General features: G+C 70.2%; 14 protein-coding genes and 1 pseudogene. All 15 read right to left on the bottom strand.

Features of this window, described 5'->3' with window-relative positions; all coding sequences use genetic code 11:
• Nucleotides 1-53: 53 nt before the first annotated feature.
• The 15 genes and pseudogenes from leuB to AC6CH2_RS21870 all read right to left on the bottom strand — a co-directional run bounded on the left by leuB (nucleotide 54) and on the right by AC6CH2_RS21870 (nucleotide 19507).
• Nucleotides 54-1142, bottom strand: coding sequence for a 3-isopropylmalate dehydrogenase (gene leuB / locus AC6CH2_RS21940; RefSeq protein ID WP_498271070.1), 1089 nt, complete (start codon nucleotides 1140-1142; stop codon nucleotides 54-56).
• The gene (gene leuD / locus AC6CH2_RS21935; RefSeq protein WP_498271069.1) at nucleotides 1132-1794 is read right to left on the bottom strand and encodes a 3-isopropylmalate dehydratase small subunit; all 663 of its coding nucleotides are present in this window, start codon (nucleotides 1792-1794) and stop codon (nucleotides 1132-1134) included. The genes leuB and leuD overlap by 11 nt, the downstream gene beginning before the upstream one ends.
• Nucleotides 1794-3227, bottom strand: coding sequence for a 3-isopropylmalate dehydratase large subunit (gene leuC, locus AC6CH2_RS21930; RefSeq protein ID WP_498271068.1), 1434 nt, complete (start codon nucleotides 3225-3227; stop codon nucleotides 1794-1796). Before leuC ends, leuD begins: the two co-directional genes overlap by 1 nt.
• Nucleotides 3228-3440: 213 nt before the next feature.
• Complete coding sequence (locus AC6CH2_RS21925) at nucleotides 3441-5027, bottom strand: 2-isopropylmalate synthase (protein ID WP_498271067.1); 1587 nt, start codon at nucleotides 5025-5027, stop codon at nucleotides 3441-3443.
• A gap of 178 nt (nucleotides 5028-5205) precedes the next feature.
• Nucleotides 5206-6211 (bottom strand): annotated as a pseudogene (locus AC6CH2_RS21920) (threonine dehydratase); the annotation flags it as partial.
• Nucleotides 6212-6215: 4 nt separating this feature from the next.
• The gene (locus AC6CH2_RS21915; protein ID WP_498271066.1) at nucleotides 6216-7337 is read right to left on the bottom strand and encodes an aminotransferase class IV; all 1122 of its coding nucleotides are present in this window, start codon (nucleotides 7335-7337) and stop codon (nucleotides 6216-6218) included.
• Nucleotides 7328-7564, bottom strand: coding sequence for an ACT domain-containing protein (locus AC6CH2_RS21910; protein WP_031370333.1), 237 nt, complete (start codon nucleotides 7562-7564; stop codon nucleotides 7328-7330). Before AC6CH2_RS21910 ends, AC6CH2_RS21915 begins: the two co-directional genes overlap by 10 nt.
• Nucleotides 7548-9317 carry an acetolactate synthase 2 catalytic subunit gene (gene ilvG, locus AC6CH2_RS21905; protein WP_498271065.1) on the bottom strand — a complete coding sequence of 590 codons (1770 nt, stop codon included), beginning with the start codon at nucleotides 9315-9317 and terminating at the stop codon, nucleotides 7548-7550. The genes AC6CH2_RS21910 and ilvG overlap by 17 nt, the downstream gene beginning before the upstream one ends.
• Nucleotides 9317-10345 carry a ketol-acid reductoisomerase gene (ilvC, locus tag AC6CH2_RS21900; RefSeq protein ID WP_498271064.1) on the bottom strand — a complete coding sequence of 343 codons (1029 nt, stop codon included), beginning with the start codon at nucleotides 10343-10345 and terminating at the stop codon, nucleotides 9317-9319. Before ilvC ends, ilvG begins: the two co-directional genes overlap by 1 nt.
• Before the next feature lie 50 nt (nucleotides 10346-10395).
• Complete coding sequence (gene ilvD, locus AC6CH2_RS21895; protein ID WP_498271063.1) at nucleotides 10396-12126, bottom strand: dihydroxy-acid dehydratase; 1731 nt, start codon at nucleotides 12124-12126, stop codon at nucleotides 10396-10398.
• A gap of 602 nt (nucleotides 12127-12728) precedes the next feature.
• Nucleotides 12729-14021 carry a threonine synthase gene (gene thrC / locus AC6CH2_RS21890; RefSeq protein ID WP_498271062.1) on the bottom strand — a complete coding sequence of 431 codons (1293 nt, stop codon included), beginning with the start codon at nucleotides 14019-14021 and terminating at the stop codon, nucleotides 12729-12731.
• A gap of 201 nt (nucleotides 14022-14222) precedes the next feature.
• The gene (locus AC6CH2_RS21885) at nucleotides 14223-15215 is read right to left on the bottom strand and encodes a homoserine kinase (RefSeq protein WP_498271061.1); all 993 of its coding nucleotides are present in this window, start codon (nucleotides 15213-15215) and stop codon (nucleotides 14223-14225) included.
• Complete coding sequence (gene thrA / locus AC6CH2_RS21880) at nucleotides 15212-17803, bottom strand: bifunctional aspartate kinase/homoserine dehydrogenase I (RefSeq protein WP_498271060.1); 2592 nt, start codon at nucleotides 17801-17803, stop codon at nucleotides 15212-15214. The genes AC6CH2_RS21885 and thrA overlap by 4 nt, the downstream gene beginning before the upstream one ends.
• 360 nt (nucleotides 17804-18163) lie before the next feature.
• Nucleotides 18164-18712: a YbhB/YbcL family Raf kinase inhibitor-like protein gene (locus tag AC6CH2_RS21875; RefSeq protein WP_498271059.1), complete on the bottom strand. Its 549-nt coding sequence runs from the start codon at nucleotides 18710-18712 to the stop codon at nucleotides 18164-18166.
• A gap of 126 nt (nucleotides 18713-18838) precedes the next feature.
• Nucleotides 18839-19507: a hypothetical protein gene (locus tag AC6CH2_RS21870; RefSeq protein WP_498271058.1), complete on the bottom strand. Its 669-nt coding sequence runs from the start codon at nucleotides 19505-19507 to the stop codon at nucleotides 18839-18841.
• Nucleotides 19508-19509: the final 2 nt, after the last annotated feature.

Genomic DNA, 19509 nt, shown 5'->3' with positions numbered 1-19509 from the left:
AGACCTCTGGAGAGAAAGCGGTCTTGCGGCGGCTTGCGGAAGATCGGCCGAGCTCAGTCGCGCAGTTCGGCGATGGGGCAGGGCAGTTCGAGCTGCGCCAGCACCGCGTCGGTGACCGTGCGGGTGCCGACGGCTTCGCCGGCCGGGGCGAGGTCGGCGGTCAGCACGCCGGCTTCGAGCACCGCCGCAACCGCCTGTTCGATGCAGTCGGCCTCCGCGTTCAGGCTCAGCGAATGACGCAGCAACAGCGCCGCGCTGAGGATGGTGCCGCAGGGGTTGGCGATGCCGCGGCCGGCGATGTCGGGCGCCGAGCCGTGGATCGGTTCGTACAGGCCGACCTTGCCTTCGCCGAGCGAGGCCGACGGCAGCAGGCCCAGCGAACCGGCCAGCATCGAGGCCTCGTCGGTGAGGATGTCGCCGAACATGTTCTCGGTGACGATCACGTCGAACGCGCGCGGCTTGGCGATCAGGTGCATCGCCATCGAATCGACCAGTTGATGTTCGAGGGTGATGTCGGGAAATTCGTCGCGGGCGACGCGGGTGGCGACTTCGCGCCACAGCCGCGAGGTCTCCAGCACGTTGGCCTTGTCGACCGAGACCACGTGCCGGCGGCGGCCGCGCGCGAGCTGGCAGGCGCGGCGCACGACCCGTTCGATTTCCTCGACGCTGTACTCGCACAGGTCGCTGGCGCCGGTCTCGCTGCGCTGCTTCCGGCCGAAATAGATGCCGCCGGTGAGTTCGCGCACCACGATCATGTCGACTCCGGCCAGCAGGTGCGGCTTGATCGGCGAGGCGCCGAGGGTGGCCGCGTGCGGCTGCACCGGGCGCAGGTTGGCGTACAGGCCCAGGCCCTTGCGCAGCGCCAGCAGGCCTTGCTCGGGGCGTACCTTCGCCTTCGGGTCCGACCACTTGGGGCCGCCGACCGCGCCGAGCAGCACCGCATCGGCGCGCTGGCAGGCGCTCAGGGTCGCGGCCGGCAGGGGCTCGCCGCTGGCGTCGATCGCGGCGCCGCCGATCAGGTGCTCGTCGAGGGTGAACTGGTGGCCGTAGCGGCGGCCGACCGCGCGCAGCACTTCGACCGCGGCGGCGGTGACTTCCGGACCGATGCCGTCGCCCGGCAGAACGACGATGTCAGCGCGCATGTGGATTCTCCTGGCGGGGGTTCGGCGCCGTCGCGCGGCGCTGTTCGTACTGGTTGATGGTGTCGAGCTGGCGCAGCAGGTAACCGAGCTGGTCCACGCCTTCGATCAGGCAGGTCTGGGCGAAGGCGTCGAGCGGGAACTCGATGGCGCGGCCGTCGGGCAGGTGCAGGCGGCGCGTGCGCACGTCGACGCGCAGCTCGATGCCGGGCTGGTCCAGCAGTTCGTCCAGCAACTCCTGCGAGACCACGATCGGCAGCAGGCCGTTCTTGAGCGAGTTGCTGCGGAAGATGTCGGCGATCTCGCTGCTGACGACCGCGCGCAGGCCCAGGTCGGTCAGCGCCCACGGCGCGTGTTCGCGCGAGGAGCCGCAGCCGAAGTTGCGGCCGGCGACCAGGATCGCGGCGCCGGCGTTCTCGGGGCGGTTGAAGACGAAGTCCGGGTTCGGCGAACCGTCCGGCAGCGCGCGCCAATCGTTGAAGGCGAAGCGGCCCAGGCCCTTGCGCTCGGTGGTGGTGAGAAAACGCGCGGGGATGATCTGGTCGGTGTCGATATTGCGTTCGCGCAGCACCACGGTGCGCGAGACCAGCTCGACGAAGCCGTCGTTCGGCTGCGCCGCGCCGGGGAGCGTGATGGGAGACCGGGACGCGGACATTACGCGACCTCCTTGACGGCGGTGAGATACGGTCGCGGGTCGGTGACCTGGCCGGCGATCGCGCAGGCGGCGGCGGTCAGCGGCGAGGCCAGCAAGGTGCGCGAGCCCTTGCCCTGGCGACCCTCGAAATTGCGGTTGCTGGTCGATACCGCGAGCTGGCCGGGACCGACCAGGTCGCCGTTCATGGCGATGCACATCGAACAGCCGGGCTCGCGCCATTCGGCGCCGGCCTCGCGCACGATGCGGTCGATGCCTTCGGCCTCGGCGTCGCGCTTGACCTGCTCCGAGCCCGGCACCACCAGCATGCGCACGCGCGGATGGATGCGGTGCCCGCGCAATACCTCGGCGGCTTCGCGCAGGTCCGACAGGCGCGAGTTGGTGCAGCTGCCCACGAAGACGACGTCGACCGGACGGCCGGCCATCGCCGCGCCGCCGTCGAAGCCCATGTAGGCCAGGGCCTTGGCTTCGTCGGCATCGTTCGCCTGCGGCAGGTGCGCATCGATCGCCGCGACCTGGCCGGGATGGGTGCCCCAGGTCAGGGTCGGCTTGATCGCGCTCGCGTCGATGTGCACTTCGCGGTCGAACACAGCGCCGTCGTCGGTCTTGAAGGCGCTCCAGCGTTCGACTGCGCGCTCGAAGTCGGCGCCGCGCGGCGCGCGCGGGGTCGCGGCGAGGTAATCGAAGGTGGTCTGGTCGGGCGCGATCAGGCCGGCGCGCGCGCCGGCTTCGATCGACATGTTGCACACGGTCATGCGCTGGTCCATCGACAGGGCGCGGATGGTCGAGCCGCGGTATTCGATGACCTGGCCGGTGCCGCCGTTGACGCCGATCTCGCCGATGACGTGCAGGATCAGGTCCTTGGCGCCGACGCCCGGTGCCAGTTCGCCTTCGATGTTGATCGCCAGGGTCTTGGGCTTGCGTTGCAGCAGGCACTGGGTGGCCAGCACGTGGCCGACCTCGCTGGTGCCGATGCCGAAGGCCAGCGCGCCGAACGCGCCGTGGGTGGCGGTGTGGCTGTCGCCGCAGACGATGGTCATGCCGGGCTGGGTCAGGCCCAGTTCCGGCCCGATCACGTGGACGATGCCGCGGTAGGCGCTGTCGAAATCGAACAGCTCGACGCCGTGGCGCGCGCAATTGCGGCGCAGGGTCTCGACCTGGCTCTCGGCCTCGGCGGTGAAATAGGGCAGGCGGCCGTCGGCGCCGGCCGGCAGGGTCGGGGTGGAGTGGTCGAGCGTGCCCTTGGTCAGGTCCGGGCGGCGCGGCGACAGCCCGCGCGATTCGAGTTCGGCGAACGCCTGCGGCGAGGTGACTTCGTGGATCAGGTGCAGGTCGATGTAGAGGACCGCGGGCACCGCATCGCTTTCGGGCGATACCAGGTGCGCGTCCCACAGTTTGTCGAACAGAGTGCTGGGAGGAGCCGAGGTGGTAGTCATGGAGTCCGGTGTTCTGTTTGGCTGCTATGGCTGGAGTGTTTTGGCGCTGCGCCGGAGTTCGGTGGCTTCGTCCCTAGCCGAGTCTTTCGGCTGTCGTCCCCGCGAAGGCGGGGACCCAGGGCTCTATCGCAGCAGCACTCTGAAGTCTCTGGATCCCCGCCTTCGCGGGGATGACGACTTCGGGAAGACGCGACGGCCGGAGAGGGGCGAGATTCATGCCGTAGCCGTCAGCCGCTGCGGCGCCTGCTGGGTGCGGCGGATGCGGTTGGCGACGTCGAGCCAGGCCAGCGCGCTGGCTTCGATGATGTCGGTGCTGGTGCCCGAGCCGGTCATCTCGACGCCGTCGATGCGCGCGGTGACGCTGGCCTGGCCCTGGGCGTCGTCGCCGGTGGTCACGCTCGACACGTTGTAGCTGTCGATGTGCAAGGCCACGCCGGTCGCCCGCGCGAGCGCGGCGAACAAGGCGTGCACCGGGCCGTCGCCGATCGCCGCTTCGCTGACCGCGACGCCGTCGGGATCGAGCAACTGCACGCTCGCGGTCGGCAGGCTGCCGTCGGCGACGCCGGTGCTGACGTGCGCGCGCACCAGGCGATGGCCGCGGCCGGCCTTGGCGTCGGCGCCGAGCACCAGCGATTCCAGGTCGGCGTCGAACACTTCGCGCTTCTTCTCGGCCAGCGCTTTGAAGCCGGCGAACACTGCGTTCAGACGCGCCTCGTCCAGGGTGAAGCCCAGGGTTTGCAAGCGATCGCTCAGCGCCGCGCGGCCGCTATGGCGGCCCATCACCATCTGCGACTGCGCCCAGCCCACGTCTTCCGGATGCATGATCTCGTAGGTGCCGCGGTGCTTGAGCATGCCGTGCTGATGGATGCCGGACTCGTGGGCGAAGGCGTTCTGGCCGACGATGGCCTTGTTGCGTTGGACCACCATGCCGGTGATGCGCGACAGCAGGCGCGAGGTCGGCACCAACCGGCGCGTGTCGATGCGGGTGCCGACGTTGTAATAGGCGTTGCGCACGCGCAGCGCCATCACCAGTTCTTCCAGTGCGCAGTTGCCGGCGCGTTCGCCGATGCCGTTGATGGTGCATTCGACCTGGCGCGCGCCGCCCTCGATCGCGGCCAGGCTGTTGGCTACGGCCAGACCCAGGTCGTTGTGGCAGTGGGCGCTGAACACGGCGCGGTCGGCGTCGCGCACGTGGGCGCGCAGGTACTCGAACAGGCTGCGGATTTCGCTTGGGGTGGTGTAGCCGACGGTGTCGGGGATGTTCAGGGTGCGCGCGCCGGCGGCGACCGCGGCGCTGCAGATCTGCGCCAGGTAGTCGTGCTCGGTGCGCAGCGCGTCCTCGGCCGAGAACTCGACGTCGTCGACGTAGCGGCGCGCCTGTTCGACCGCGGCGATCGCGCGTTCGATCACCTGGGCCTTGTCCAGGTTGAGCTTGTGCTGGCGGTGCAGCGGGCTGGTCGAGATGAACACGTGGATGCGCGGCTTGGCCGCCCCTTCGAGCGCGCGCGCGCAGGCCTCGATGTCGCCGGGATGGCAGCGCGCCAGGGTGGCGAGGGTGGAGCCGCGCACTTCGCGCACGATCGCGCGGGTGCCTTCCAGGTCGGCTTCCGAGCTGGCCGGAAAGCCGGCTTCGATGACGTCGACGCCGAGTTCGGACAGGGCATGGGCGAAACGGAGCTTCTGCGACGCGGTCATGCTGCAGCCGGGCGATTGTTCGCCGTCGCGCAGACTGGTGTCGAAGATGGTGACGTGTTCGGACGCGTCGCTGATCGGTACTACCGGTCCGGGCGAGTCGTTCATGCGGGGATTTCCTCTGCTGCAGCTGGAGTTCGGTTCGAACGCGGCGGGATGGAGTGCGCGGCGTCGGCGGCGGGGCGGGAGTCGGGGCCGCTCGGGCCCCGGCTAAGTCGCAACGCCGGAGGAAGATTGGCCAGCCGGTAAATGTCCGCCTCGATGGTTGCGGTCTCGCGACCGAGCGCTTCGCGAGTGCGCCGGCGCGGGCGCCGCGGCGCCCGCGGGCGCACCTCCGACAGCAGTTGCGCGAGCACGCCGGCATCCAGGTTGCCGCCGGAGACGACCGCGCATTTGCGCTTGCCGGCGATGCGGCGGCCGGCGGCCAGGGCCAGGGCGCCGGCGCCCTCGGCGATGATGTGTTCTTCCAGGGCCAGGCGGACCAGGGTCTCGCGCAGTTCGGCCTCGCGCACGATGACGATGTCGTCGAGCATGCTGCTGAGCACGCGCTCGGTCAGCCGGCCGGGATCTTTGACCCGCACGCCGTCGGCCAGGGTCGCGACCGGTTCGATCAGGCGGCGGTCGCCCTGCAGCGCGCGCGCCATCGAGTCGACGCCTTCGACCTGGGCGCCGATCACCCGGATGCGCCGCGCCGCGGGCGTGCGCGCCAACAGTTCGGATTTCAGCGCCAGAACCACGCCGGCGGCCAGGCCGCCGCCGCCGATCGGCACCATCACCACGTCCGGCGCGAACGCGGCCAGTTCCAGGCCGACCGTGCCCTGGCCGGCGATCACGTCGGGATCGTCGAAGGCCGACAGCAGGCGATAGTCGTGCTGGTCGGCCAGTTCGATCGCGAACGATTTGGCCTCGTCGTAGGTCTCGCCGTGCAGGCGCACGGTCGCGCCCCAGTGGGCGACGCCGGCGATCTTGGTCTGCGGCGCGCAGCGCGGCATCACCGTGATGACGTTGATGCCCAGGCGGTAAGCCGCCCAAGCCAGGCCTTGCGCATGGTTGCCCGCGGAGGCGGCGATCACGGTGCGGTGATCGCCGCGCTCGCGCGCCGCCAGCAGTGCGTTGAGGGCGCCGCGCACCTTGTAGGAGCCGGTGCGCTGCAGGTTCTCCAGCTTCAGCCAGCAACCGAAGCGCTCGGCGTGATGCAGCGGGGTGGGTTCCAGGTAACGCCGCAGCCGCGCCTGCGCCGCCAACAGATCGGCGGCGCTGACTTGGGCCAGGCTGGCTACGTCGCAGTCCACGGGCTCAGACCGGGGTCAGCCACGAGGCGTAGCGCGATTCTTCGCCCCGCACCACGCGCGCGTACAGGGCGGCCAGCTCGCGCGTGACCGGGTTGTCGCCGAATTCGCGGCGGTCGAGCACGGCGATCGCGGTGGCCTCGGCGGCGGTGCCGCAGACGAAGACCTCGTCGGCATCGAGCAGTTCGTGCAGGGTGACTTCGCGCGACTGCGCGCCCGACAGTTCGATCATGGTGTCGCGGGTGATGCCCGGCAGGGCGTCGCGATGATCGACCGAGGTGATCGCGCCGTTCTTGACCATGAACACGTTGGCGCCGGTGCATTCGACGACGTAGCCCTTGTCGTCGGTGAACAGCGCCTCGTCGAAGCCGCGTTGCTTGGCTTCGCGCTTGGCCAGGATCGAGTTGACGTAAGCCCCGCTGAGCTTCAGCGCCGGCAGCGAAGTGGCGGGGTTGCGCTTCCACGGCGACACGGTCAGGCGGGTGCGCGCGCCGCCCAGGTGCACGACCTTGGCCAGGGTGGCGATCATCAGGTGCTGGGTCAGCGGATCGACGTCCAGGCCGATGCTGCCGGTGCCCATCCAGGTCAGCGGGCGGATGTAGGCGTCGCGATGGCCGTTGGCGCGCAGGGTCGCCAGAGTCGCCTCGCTCGCGCGCTCGACGTCGAAGTCGATGCCGAACATCTGTGCGCCCTTGCGCATGCGTTCCATGTGCTCGGGCAGGCGGAACACCGCCGCGCCGCCGTCGGCGGTGGCGTAGCTGCGGATGCCCTCGAACACCGCGGTGCCGTAGTGCATCGCGTGGGTGGTCAGCGGCGCTTCCGGGGTGTCGCCAGCGATGAAGTTGCCGTCGAACCAAATGAGCGGTTGCTGCGAAGAAGCCGGGACCTCACTGCGAGCGCGGGACTCGGAGTTTTCAGCACAGGTCGGCGCTCCGACTTCAGCACGGGGGACTTCGCTCCGAGCATGGGACTCAGAGCCGCGAGCGGCGGTCGAACTGGCGACTTCAGCGCTCGGGGCTTCGCTCCGCGCCGGCGCATAAGCCCGCTCGCGCATCGCCGCCGCAGCCTGCGCGGACGACTGCGTCTCGGCTTGCGCCGGACGCTCCAGGGTTTCGGTATTCAGGTGCATGGGGAAACCTCGACAGCAAGACAGTCGTACAGCTTGGCGAGTTGGCTCTGCAGGGCGGAGTCGGCGCGGTCGCCCTCCACCGTCATGCGCAGGTGCCAGCGATCGCCGTCGGGTTGCGCTTCGCCGTCCACCGACAGGGGACGGAAGCCGCGACGCTCGGCGGCGCCCAATACGCGAGCCAGCGCGCCTTCGGCCTGGCGCAGGGTCAGTTCAAGCTGGTATCGCATGGGCGTCCTCCTTTTCGGCGGTGGCGGGCGGCGTCAGACCGACGATCGCGTCGGCGTCGTGGGCCTCGGGGTCGAGCATCTGGGCGTTGTTGTGGTTCGGCGGGACCAGCGGCCAGACGTTGGCGGCCTGGTCGATGGCGACGTGCAGCAGCACCGGGCCCGGGGTATCGAGCATGTAGGCCAGCGCTTCGGCGACCGAGTCGGCGCGGTCGACGTACATCGCCTTTACCCCGAACGCGCTGGCCAGGGCGCAGAAGTCCGGGTTGTCGGACAGGTCGATCTCGGAGTAGCGGCGTTCGAAGAACAGTTCCTGCCACTGCCGGACCATGCCCAGGGCCTGGTTGTCGAGCAGGACGATCTTGATCGGCAGGCGATAGCGCGCGGCGGTCGCCAGCTCTTGCACGTTCATCAGGAACGAGCCGTCGCCGCTGACGCAGATGACCTGCGGCTCAGGCTCGCCGTCGCGCCGCAGCGCCAGTTGCGCGCCGATCGCCGCGGGCAGGCCGAAGCCCATCGCGCCGAGGGCGCCGCTGGTCAGGTGCTTGCGCGGGTCGTCGAAGCGCCAATGCTGGGCGACCCACATCTGGTGCTGGCCGACATCGCAGCTCACCACCGCCTCCGGCGCCAGTTCCGACAGACGCTTCAGCAACGACGGCGCGTACACGCTTTCGCCGGGCGCGTCGTAGCGCGGCGTGCAGTCGCGCTTGCGCTGCAGGCAGGTGTCGCGCCAACTGCGGCGCGCATTGCCGTTGCGGCCGCGCAACTGCGCGGTGCACGGCGGGGTCAGCGCGTCGAGGGCGCGGCGCAGATCGCCGTTGACCGCGGCGTCGGCGTGGCGCAGCTTGCCGATCTCGCAAGCGTCCAGGTCCATGTGGACCACGCGCGCGTTCGGCGCGAATTCGGCCAGCTTGCCGGTGGCGCGGTCGTCGAAGCGCGCACCGACCACGATCAGCAGGTCGCATTCCTGCACCGACATGTTGGCGGCGCGGTTGCCGTGCATGCCGAGCATGCCCAGGTTCAGGGGATGCGCGGCCGGCAGGGCGCCGAGGCCCTTGAGGGTCAGCACCGCCGGAATCTGGCAGCCGTCGACGAAGGCGCGGAAGGATTCGACCGCATCGCCCAGGGCGATGCCGCCGCCGCCGTAGATCAGCGGCTTTTGCGCATGCGCGATCAGCGCCGCGGCTTCGTGATAGGCCGCATCCGGCGCGCTCGGCACCGGGTCGGTCGCCAGCGGCACATGCGGCGCCAGATGGCCGGCATCGGCGTTCTGCACATCCTTGGGCAGATCGATCAGGACCGGGCCCGGACGGCCCGAACGCGCCAACCGGAACGCTTCGGCGACCATGCCCGGCAAGTCGTCGACCCGGCGCACGACGAAGCTGTGCTTGACGATCGGCATGGTCATGCCGAACACGTCGAGTTCCTGGAACGCGTCGGTGCCCATCAGCGAAGTCGCGACCTGGCCGGTGATGGCGACCATCGGCACCGAGTCCAGCATCGCATCGGCGATGCCGGTGACCAGGTTCGACGCGCCCGGGCCGGACGTGGCTACGCATACACCGACTCGCCCGCTGGCACGGGCATAGCCGTTGGCCGCGAAAGCCGCGCCTTGCTCGTGACGGACCAGCACATGCTTGAGGTCCGACCCGTGCAGGGCATCGTAGAAAGGCATGATCGTGCCGCCCGGATAGCCGAACAGCGTGTCCACGCCTTCTGCGGCCAGTGCTTGCACCAGCCAGCGGGCACCGTTCATCAGGCAGCCTCTTCCTGTCGTTCGCCACGGGGCGCGGCGGGAGCGGCGGCCGGCGCCTTGGGCGCGGTGTCCAGCCACTTCATGTTGGCGCGCAGCTTCTTGCCGACCGCTTCGATCGGATGGTCGAGATCGCCCTGCTTGAGCGCCTTGTAGTTAGCGTTGCCCGAGGCGTACTCGGCGATCCATTGGCGGGCGAAGGTGCCGTCCTGGATTTCGGTCAGCACTTTGCGCATCTGCGCCTTGGTGTTGTCGTCGACCACGTAGGTGCCGCGGGTCAGCGCGCCGTACTGCGCGGTCTCGCTGATGAACTCGTGCATGCGGGTCACGCCGCCTTCGTAGAACAGGTCGACGATCAGCTTCAGCTCGTGCAGGCACTCGTAATAGGCCACTTCGGGCTGATAGCCGGCCTCGACCAGGGTTTCCCAGCCGGCCTGGACCAGCTTGGTCGCGCCGCCGCACAGCACCGCCTGTTCGCCGAACAGATCGGTCTCGGTCTCTTCCTTGAAGGTGGTCTTGATCGCGTTCTGGCGCGCGCCGCCGATGCCGCCGCAATAGGTCAGGGCGAATTCCTCGGCGCGGCCGCTGCGGTCCTGATGCACGGCGTAGACGCTCGGCACGCCGCGGCCGATTTCGTATTCGCGGCGGACCAGCGCGCCCGGGCCCTTCGGTGCGACCAGCACCACGTCGAGGTCGGCGCGCGGTTCGATCTGGCCGTAGTGCACGTTGAAGCCGTGCGCGAACAGCAGGCAGGCGCCCTGGGCGATGTTGGGTTCGATCACTTCGCGGTAGAGCTGCGCCTGCACCATGTCCGGGGTCAGCACGGCGACGAGCTCGGCGCCGGCGACGGCTTCGGCCGGCGACTTGACGGTGAAGCCGTCGGCCTTGGCCTTGATCTCGGTCGGGCCGCCCGGGCGCAGGCCTACGGTGACGTCGAAGCCGGAGTCGCGCAGGTTCAGCGCATGGGCGCGGCCCTGGCTGCCGTAGCCGACGATGGCGATCTTGGGGCGGGAGGCGGTGCTGGTGGTCATGACGGTCTCGTAAGGAGGAGTGAGCGGAGAGGGGTGAGCGATGGAGCGGGTCAGGCGGGTTGGGGCAGCGCGGTGTCGATCAGTGCCGCGTCGATCTTTTTCGGGGCCGGCGATTGCCGCGGGCCGGGCGCGGTAACCGCACCCTGCGAAGCCGAGCCGACCAGACGCGCGTACTTGGCCAACACCCCGGTGGTCACGCGTGGTTCGATACGCGCGGGCTCGCGCGTGGCCAGGTCGGCGGCGACGTCGAGGCGGCGCGTCTTGACGTCGATGCTGACCACGTCGCCTTCGCGCAGGCGTGCGATCGGGCCGCCGTGCGCGGCTTCCGGCGAGATGTGGCCGACCATGAAGCCGTGGGTGGCGCCGCTGAAGCGGCCGTCGGTGATCAACGCGACGTCGTTGCTCAGGCCCTGGCCGACCAGCGCGGCGGTGACCGCCAGCATTTCGCGCATGCCGGGGCCGCCGGCCGGGCCCTCGAAGCGGATCACCACGATGTCGCCGGCGTTGATCTTGCGGGCTTGCACCGCGGCGAACGCGGCTTCTTCGGAATCGAACACGCGCGCCGGGCCGGCGAAATGCTCGCGGCCGTGGCCGGCCAGCTTGAGGATGCAGCCTTCCGGCGCGAGGTTGCCGTACAGGATCGAATAGCCGCCGCGCGGCTTCAGCGGGTCGGCGATCGGCCGCACCACGTCCTGGACGTCGGCCATGCGCGCCTCGGCCAACTCCTGGAAAAAGGAACGGCCGGTGACCGTCGGAATATCCTCGATCAAACCGGCCGCCTTGAGTTCGCGAGCCACCAGTGCCGCACCGCCGAATTCGAACATCTCCGCGGCGGTGTAACGGCCGCCTGGTTTCAGGTCGGCGATGACCGGCGTATGCGCGGCGGCCTCGAATTCTTCCAGGTCGAAAGCGACGCCGGCTTCGTGGGCGATCGCCAACAGGTGCAGGGCGGCATTGGTGGAACCGGCGGTGGCCGAGACCGCGCGCGCTGCGTTGCGCAACGCATGGGGAGAGAGAAGCGCACGCGGTCTCGGCCCGCCATTGCGCAACTGCTGCATGACCATCTCGCCGCAGGCGCGCGCGGCCTCGGGCTTGTCGGCGTGGATCGCCGGGATGTCGTTGAGGCCCAGCGGCGACAGGCCCAGGAAGGTCAGCACCATCGCCATGGTGTTGGCGGTGAACTGGCCGCCGCAGGCGCCGGCGCCGGGGCAGGCGTGCGATTCGATGCGATGCAGCTCGGCGTCGTCGATGCGACCGGCCGAATGCGCGCCGACCGCCTCGAACACGTCCTGCACGGTCAGCGGCTTGTCGTCCTGGCCGGCTTTCGACGGGCAATGGCCCGGCATGATCGTGCCGCCGTAGAGGATCACGGTCGGGATATCCAGGCGTGCCGCGGCCATCGCCGCGGCCGGGATGGTCTTGTCGCAACCGACCAGCAGCACCATCGCGTCCAGGCAATGGCCGGACACCGCCAGCTCGATCGAATCGGCGATGGTTTCGCGCGAGGCCAGCGAGGCGCGCATGCCGTCGGTGCCCATCGCGATGCCGTCGGTGACCGCGATGGTGTTGAACTCGATCGGCGTGCCGCCGCCGTCGTGCACGCCGCGGCGCACGTGCTGGGCCAGGTCGCGCAGGGTGATGTTGCAGGGTGAAACGTCGGACCAGGTGTGGACGACGGCGACCAGCGGTCTGGCGATGGCCGCGTCGTCGAGGCCGGTCGCACGCAACATCGCGCGTGCGGGGGCTCGGGCCGGGCCTTGCTTGATGGCGTTGCTTCTCACGAACGGGTGTTCCTAAAGTCGTTGGCGACAGGAACCCGGGTCTCCAGAAACGAAAAACCCCGCGCCTTTCGGGCGCGGGGTCTAGGTTCTTTCGACCTGGGTTGTGTGGTTTTGCTACACGAACCCGACTCCCGCGCTGGTTAGCGAGGTAATAAGTACGAGGACGAGAATAAGCGTGGCGATAGCCGGACCGTGTCGGAGCGCAACGCGCGCGGCGTCGTTCGAGGCCTGCCGGGCCTGGACCGAAGTCGTCTGCGAGTGGTTGTTGCGCTGCGTCATGTCAGCGAGAAGAACATGCCCGTTCCGGGCTTGTCAATAGTTTCTTGGAAAACCATCGCAGGCCGCGCAAGCGGTCACACCTCGGCTTGGCCGAGCGAATGTGCTTTGTCTTCCGGCGCCACTTCCTCTCTCTACTATCTGAAAGGGGAATCTGCGTTCCTCCCTTTGAAAAAAGGGGGCGGGGAGGTTTGCTCCGGCTGCGAACTCGAATTCCGAAGCAATTTCCACGCATCGGTGCGTTCAGACTTCCTGTCTGCGCCGGGCGTGGCCCCTTTCCGAAGGGGGCATAGTCGGCGCGCGTTACCTCAGGCGCCACCCACCAACTAGGCCCCTGCTATCAACCGCTCGCGTAACGCCGCGTAGTCGGCCGCCAACGGTTCGGCGCTCGCCGGTCGCGCCAAGGACTCGGCCAAGGCCGGGGGCGGTTCGACCGCATGGCCGACCAGCGGCTCGACGATGCAGTCGAACTTGGCCGGGTGCGCGGTCGCGACCACCGCCCAGGGGCGTTCGTCGCCGCGCGCGCGCAAGGCCTCGAGCAGATGCAGGCCGGTCGCGGTGTGCGGGCAGGGCACGATGCCGTGGCGCAGCGGCGCGTTGCGGATGGTCTCGACGATGGTCGCGTCGTCGACGCCGACCGCGCGCACGGCGGCGCGCAGCTCGGCGTCGTCGCGGTGCCAATGGCGCAGCCGCTCGAAGTTGCTCGGCGCGCCGACGTCCATCGCGTTGGCGAGGGTGGCGCGGGTCGGCTGAGGCAGATAGTCGGCACCGGCGAAGTAACGCGGCAAGGCGTCGTTGGCGTTGGTCGCCAGCACGATCTCGCCGACCGGCAGGCCCATGCGCTTGGCGACGAACGCCGCGCAGGCGTTGCCGAGGTTGCCGGTCGGGACGATGAAGTTGAGCGGCTCGCCGCGTTCGGCGTAATGGCGCGCGGCGGCATGCGCGTAGTACGCGGCTTGCGGCAACAAACGGCCGAGGCTGATGCTGTTGGCCGAACTCAGCGGCCTCAGCGAGCGCAGGGCTTCGTCCGACAAGGCCTGCTTGGCCAGGCGCTGGCAGGCGTCGAAATCGCCGTCGACGCGCAGCGCGCGGACGTTGTCGCCCCAGCAGCCCAGGCCGTGCGCCTGGCGCGGCGACACCCGGCCGTCGGGATACAGGATCACCACCTCGAAGCCGGGACGGCGATGGAACGCGGCCGCGACCGCAGCGCCGGTGTCGCCCGACGTCGCGACCAGGATCGTGGTCGGCGCTGCGCCGGGCGCGCGCAGGCCGGCGAGCGCTGCGGCCAGAAAACGCGCGGCGTAATCCTTGAAGGCGGCGGTCGGGCCATGGAACAACTCGAGCAGCCAGTCGTCGGTACGGGCAAGCGGACGCAGCGGCGCATCGAACGAGAACGCGCGTTCGCAGATCTCGGCGAGACCTTCGCGCAGGCGCGAGTGTTCGAAATACGGCGCCAGGACCGCGTATGCAGTGTCGGCGAGGCGTTCGGCTTCGAGTGGTTGTGCCAGAGGCGGGATGCGTTCGGGAACATACAGGCCGCCGTCGGGCGCGAGACCGGCGACGAGCGCCTGGTCGATCGCAGTCGGCGGAGTGTTGCCGCGGGTGCTGAGGAAGTTCATGCGGTGTCCGGAAGTGATGGGGTGGCGGTTGTTGCGTGAACAGCAACTTCCCCCTCGATCCTTTTGTCAAAGGGGGAAAACAAGCACGTCGGATAGGCGGATGCCGGAAGTGGATGGAAGTACGGAGCTTGCCTTTGCTCTCACCTTTGACGGAGGGACTGGGGGGTTGTTGCTTATGTTCTCAGCCCCCAGGCCACCTCCCTACCCGATCACCTCCGCGCGCGGTCCCGCCACCGGCGTGACGTAGGCGCGCGAATCGAAACCGGCGTCGGCGAAGGCCTGCCGCATCGACGGCGCCGCCGCGGCCGCTTCGGCGCGCGAGCCGAACCAGGCGAAGCAGCTCGGGCCGGCGCCGGAGATGCTCGCGCCGAGCGCGGCGTGATCGAGCGCCGCCGCCTTGACCGCGGCGAAGCCGGGGATCAACGGGGCGCGACGCGGTTCCACCAACAAGTCGACCAGGCCTTCGCGCAACAGGCTCGCATCGCCGCGCTGCAGTCCGGTCAGGAACAAGGCCAGGTGCGCGCTCTGCTTCACCACCAGCGGCAGACCGTAGGGGTCGGCGAGCACGGCGCGGGCGCGCCGCGTTTCCAACACTTGGTCCGGGTGCACGACCACCGCATACAGCCACTCGGGCACCGACAACGGAATCATCCGGGTCGGGGTCGCCATGACCACGCCGCCGAGCAACATCGGCGCGACGTTGTCGCCGTGGCGGCTGCCGCTCGACACCGACTCGCCGTCGAGGGCGAACTCGTACAGCGCATCGCGCGACAGCGGTTGCGCGAGCACCGCATTGGCGGCGACCAGCGCGGCGACGCAGGACGCCGCCGAGCCGCCGAGGCCGGAGCCGAGCGGTATGCCCTTGTCGAGTTCGAGTTCGAAGCCATGGCTCAGGCCGAGTTTCTCGCGCAACGCGATCAAGGCCTGGCCGGCGGTGTTGCGCGCGGCTTCCAGCGGCAGCGAGTCGGCGCCGGGGACGCCGCCGCGAATCGCGCGGATGCGCACTTGCGGCGCGTCGATGCGGCGCACCGTGGCGACGTCGCGCGGGCCTTCGATCGAATGGCCGAGCAGGTCGAAGCCGACGCCGATGTTGCCGACGCTGGCCGGCGCGAACGCGCTGGCCTGGCGCCGGTCCGCGGCGGCGCCGGAGCCGGCCGGAGCGGACGAGGAAGCGGAAGAAAAAGCGGCGCTCATGCACGGGCTCCAAGGGTTTGCGCGATCGTCAGCAGGTCGCCGAAGACGCCGGCGGCGGTGACGTCCGGGCCCGCGCCGGGGCCTTGCACCACCAGCGGATTATCGGCGTAACGGCGGGTGCGGAACTGGATCAGGTTGTCGGTGAGCGCGCCGTGCAAGGCGGCATGCCCCGGCGGCGGCGAGACCACGCCGACGCTGGCGCGGCCGTCGCGATCGAGGCGGGCGAGGTAACGCAGGCTCAGGCCGGCGGCGCGCGCGGCGTCGAAGCGTTGCTGCAGCGGCGCATCGAGTTCGTGCAGGCGCGCGAAGAATTCTTCCTTGGATACCTGGCGCAGCGCTTGCGGTACCAGGCTCTCGACCTCGATCTGCTCCAGCGACAGGGCGCGGCCGGCTTCCCGGGCGAGGATCACCAGCTTGCGGGCGACGTCGGTGCCGGACAGGTCGTCGCGCGGGTCGGGCTCGGTATAGCCGAGCGCATGCGCTTCGCGCACCAGTTCGGAGAACGCGGTCTGGCCGTCGTAGCGGTTGAACAACCAGGCCAGGGTGCCCGAGAGGATGCCTTCGACCTCGGTCAGCTCGTCGCCGGTGTCGAGCAGGGAGCGCAGGGTCTGGATCACCGGCAGGCCGGCGCCGACCGTGGCTTCGTAGCGGAACTGGCCGCCGCTGCGTTCGGCCTCGCGGATCGCCTCGTAACGCGCCAACGGGCCGGAACCGGCGTGCTTGCTCGGGGTGACGATGTGGATGCCGGCGGCGATCCATTGCGGGTAGAACGCGGCCACCGCGTCGCTGCCGCTGCAATCGACGATCAGCGCATGCGGGATGTGCTCGGCGCGCACGTGCGCGGCGAAGCGTTCCAGGTCCAGGGTTTCCACGCCGCCGCCGGCCAGGGCCTCATGCGCATCCTCGAAAGCCATCGCGCGCGGCGCCAGATGCATGCGGCGGCTGTCGGCGATCGCGCGCAGGCGCAGGTCGACCTTGTTGTGGCGGCGGTCGTGCTGGAACCGCGATTGCGCCTGGTGCAGTTGCGCGAGCAGCGCGCGGCCGACCTTGCCGGGGCCGATCAGGCCGATCGACAAACAATGCGGCGACAGCCAGAACGCCGAATGCGCGGCGCGCAGCGCGCGGGTGGCGTCGCGCGCGGCGATCGCGACCGAGATGTTGCGCTCGCCGGCGCCCTGGGCGATGGCGCGCAGGTTGATGCGCGCCTTGGCCAGGCCGTCGAACAACTGCGCGGCGACGCCGGGCGTGCCGACCATGCCGTCGCCGACCGCGGCGAGCACGCAGATGTCCGGGGTGACGGTGACGTCCTGGGCCTGGCCGTCGGCCATGGCGTCGGCGAACGCGGCGACGATGGCGTCGCGGCCGCGCGCGGCCTGGTCGGCGCGCACCACGCAACAGATCGAATGCTCGGACGAGCCCTGCGAGATCATCGTCACCGACACGCCGGCGCTGCGCAGCGCGCCGAACAGGCGTTCGGCGGTGCCGGGCACGCCGACCATGCCGTTGCCGACCAGTTCGAGCACCGCCAGGTCGTGGACCAGGCTCAGGCCCTTGACCGGCGCCGCGTCGGGTTCCGACGCCGGGCTGATCAGGGTGCCGGGCGCCTGCGGGTTGCGCGTGTTGCGGATGCGCAGCGGGATGCCGCGTTGCTGCACCGGCGCCAGCGTTTGCGGATGCAGGACCTTGGCGCCGAAGTAGGCGAGTTCGCAGGCTTCGGCATACGACATCGTCGGCAGGCAGACCGCATCGGGCACCAGGCGCGGGTCGGCCGAGAGCACGCCGTCGACGTCGGTCCAGATCGTCAGCGCATCGGCGTCGAACAGGTTGGCGAAGATCGCCGCGGAGTAATCGCTGCCGTTGCGGCCGAGCGTGGTGTCGCGGCTCTGGCCGTCGCGGGCGACGAAGCCGGTGATGACCACGTCGCCGTCGGCATGCTGCTTGCGCCACTCGGCCAGGCGCGCGCGGCTCAGCGGCCAGTCCACACCGACGCCCATCTCGCCGGGGTGCACCACCAGCACCTCGCGTGCGTCGAGCCGCGCCCAGCCCGCGGCGTCGCCGCCGAGCGCGGCGTACATGAGATGCGAGGACAGGACTTCGCCGAGGCCGGGCAGGGCCTCGCCTCGGGCGGAATCGGATCCGTTCGCCAGCGGTTCGAGCGCCGCGCGCAGGGTTTCGAACTCGGCCTCGATCGCGGCCCTGGCGCCATGACGATGCGAGGCGTCGAGCGCGTCGGCGGTGTCGAGGTGGCGCTGGCGCAGCTGCGCCCAGGCCGGGGCCCAATCCTGGCCGGCGCGTGCGCTGGCGACCAGGGCCACCAGAGCGTCGGTGACGCCCTGCATCGCCGAGACCACCACCACCCGGTGCGGCGCACCGTCGTCGAGCAGACCGGCGGCGATGCGGTAGCGGCCGGCATCGGCCAGGCTGCTGCCGCCGAACTTGTGGGCATGGCGCGCGGGCGCGCGCACCGGCGCATAGGCCGAGCCCTGCACGGGCGGCGAGAAGGCTTGCGCGGGTTTGGACGCTTCGGCGTCGGACCCAGCCGCTTCGGGCTGGTCGTCTAGAACTGGCTGAGGCTGAGCGGACGACATGGAAAACTCCTGATGGAGCTCCGTGTCCCGGTTCGGGTGAGGCTGGCAGCCCGCACCCTGGTCGGGTGCGGAGCGGCGTGGTCGATTAGCTGGACACGCCCGTCCGCACCTGGTGAGAGGTGGTACCGGTACCGGTGGTGGTAATCGACATCGATGCAATCGCCGATACCCCGCCTTGCGGCTGGGTCGAGACGTTGCGGGCGATGGCGAAGGCGGGGTGCATGGGCTAGCAATAACCCGCCGTTGTGCGGCGCGTCAAGTGGGGGCCGTCCAGAGTGTGGCGAACGGCGGAATCGGCCGCCGCCCGGTCCGGCTGCGCCGGCGGGCGCCGGCCCGCGGGCGGACCGGCCCCGGCGCGGACTAGCGGCCGTAGCTCGCGGTGATGCGGGCCTGGCCGATGACATGGTCGCGCAGCATGAAGGCGGCCAGCGCGCCGCCGGCGTTCGCATCGAGCTTGAGCGAGTCGACCTTGAGCGCCCACACGGTGAATTCGTAGCGGTGAGTGGTGCCTACCGGCGGGCAGGGCCCGGCATAACCGGCACGGCCGAAATCGTTGCGCGTCTGCACCGCGCCCGGCGGGAAGGCTTTCGCGACCGAACTCGCGCCGCTGTCGAGAAACGCCGCCTTGACCGGGATATTGACCACCACCCAATGCCACCAGCCCTTGCCGCCGGCCGCGTCGGGGTCGTGCACGGTGACCGCGAAACTGCGGGTGCCGGCCGGCGGGTTGTGCCAGGCCAGCGCCGGCGAACGATTGGCGCCCTTGCAGCCGAAACCGTTGAACACGTGGCGCGCGTCGATGGCGTCGCCCTCGCGGACGTCGGGGCTCTCGACGACGAACTCGGCGGCCGATCCCAGCGGCGATGCGAGCAGCAGGACGAGGGACAGAACGTGGCGCAACAGGTTCATGGCGTGGCATCCGTGTGGGCGATGGACCGAGGCCTGGGCATCGGCGGGGCGTGCGCGCAGCACGCTCATGCGGGGTAGCGGGGCGCATTATCGCCGGCCGGCGCGGCCGGCGACAGGACGCGCCTCTCAGGCGCCCCAGGGCGGCGGAGGGGCCGGCACCGGCCGGGTCAGGTCGAATTCGACCCGGAACAATCGCCCGGGGCGAGCAAGTTCGTAGACGAAGCGGCCTTCGTCGATCTCGATCGCCCAGACGTTGGGGATCGAGACTGCGCGATCGAGCCGGCCGAACAAGGCCTTGCTCTCGTCGTCGGCGGGAAACTCGTAGCGGCCGATGGCCTGCGCCTCGCGCCAGTCGCCGCCGTACATCGTCATCGCGTCGGCGCTGCCGTCGGCGTGGCGATGATCGTGCTTGAGGTTGAAGCGCGCGCCGTCGTCGCGCAGCACCCAGGTGCGCGAGCGGTCCTCGCCGACATGGAACGGCACCCGGATCTCGTTCGCGCCGCATTCGCGCACGTGCATGATCAGGGGCTTGCCGGCGAAGGGGTTGTCGGCGCCGGCCGGGGTGTCGACGACGACGCGCCCGGCGTAGGCCTTGCCGCACAGCGGACGCAGACGGTCGAGCAGATCGGAGCGGTGGCTCGCCGCGGTGGCGGCCGGTGCGGAAGCGCCATCGGCGGAGCCGGGCTTCGCGGCCGGGCCGGCGCAGGCGGCCAGGGCGAGGGCCAGCGGGGCCACGAGCAACGCGGCGAGGGTGGGCGGGCGTTCGGCGCGTCGGCGCGGCAGGGTCGGTTTCATCG

The organism is Lysobacter sp. GQ73, assembly GCF_059758755.1.
Note: the sequence above shows the minus strand (reverse complement) of the source record. Positions and strands in the feature narration are given on the sequence as shown.

Coding starts and splice junctions, on each gene's coding strand:
- leuB (WP_498271070.1), bottom strand. CDS start 1,142: ATGCGCGCTGACATCGTCGTTCTGCCGGGCGACGGCATCGGTCCGGAA.
- leuD (WP_498271069.1), bottom strand. CDS start 1,794: ATGTCCGCGTCCCGGTCTCCCATCACGCTCCCCGGCGCGGCGCAGCCG.
- leuC (WP_498271068.1), bottom strand. CDS start 3,227: ATGACTACCACCTCGGCTCCTCCCAGCACTCTGTTCGACAAACTGTGG.
- AC6CH2_RS21925 (WP_498271067.1), bottom strand. CDS start 5,027: ATGAACGACTCGCCCGGACCGGTAGTACCGATCAGCGACGCGTCCGAA.
- AC6CH2_RS21915 (WP_498271066.1), bottom strand. CDS start 7,337: ATGCACCTGAATACCGAAACCCTGGAGCGTCCGGCGCAAGCCGAGACG.
- AC6CH2_RS21910 (WP_031370333.1), bottom strand. CDS start 7,564: ATGCGATACCAGCTTGAACTGACCCTGCGCCAGGCCGAAGGCGCGCTG.
- ilvG (WP_498271065.1), bottom strand. CDS start 9,317: ATGAACGGTGCCCGCTGGCTGGTGCAAGCACTGGCCGCAGAAGGCGTG.
- ilvC (WP_498271064.1), bottom strand. CDS start 10,345: ATGACCACCAGCACCGCCTCCCGCCCCAAGATCGCCATCGTCGGCTAC.
- thrC (WP_498271062.1), bottom strand. CDS start 14,021: ATGAACTTCCTCAGCACCCGCGGCAACACTCCGCCGACTGCGATCGAC.
- AC6CH2_RS21885 (WP_498271061.1), bottom strand. CDS start 15,215: ATGAGCGCCGCTTTTTCTTCCGCTTCCTCGTCCGCTCCGGCCGGCTCC.
- thrA (WP_498271060.1), bottom strand. CDS start 17,803: ATGTCGTCCGCTCAGCCTCAGCCAGTTCTAGACGACCAGCCCGAAGCG.
- AC6CH2_RS21875 (WP_498271059.1), bottom strand. CDS start 18,712: ATGAACCTGTTGCGCCACGTTCTGTCCCTCGTCCTGCTGCTCGCATCG.
- AC6CH2_RS21870 (WP_498271058.1), bottom strand. CDS start 19,507: ATGAAACCGACCCTGCCGCGCCGACGCGCCGAACGCCCGCCCACCCTC.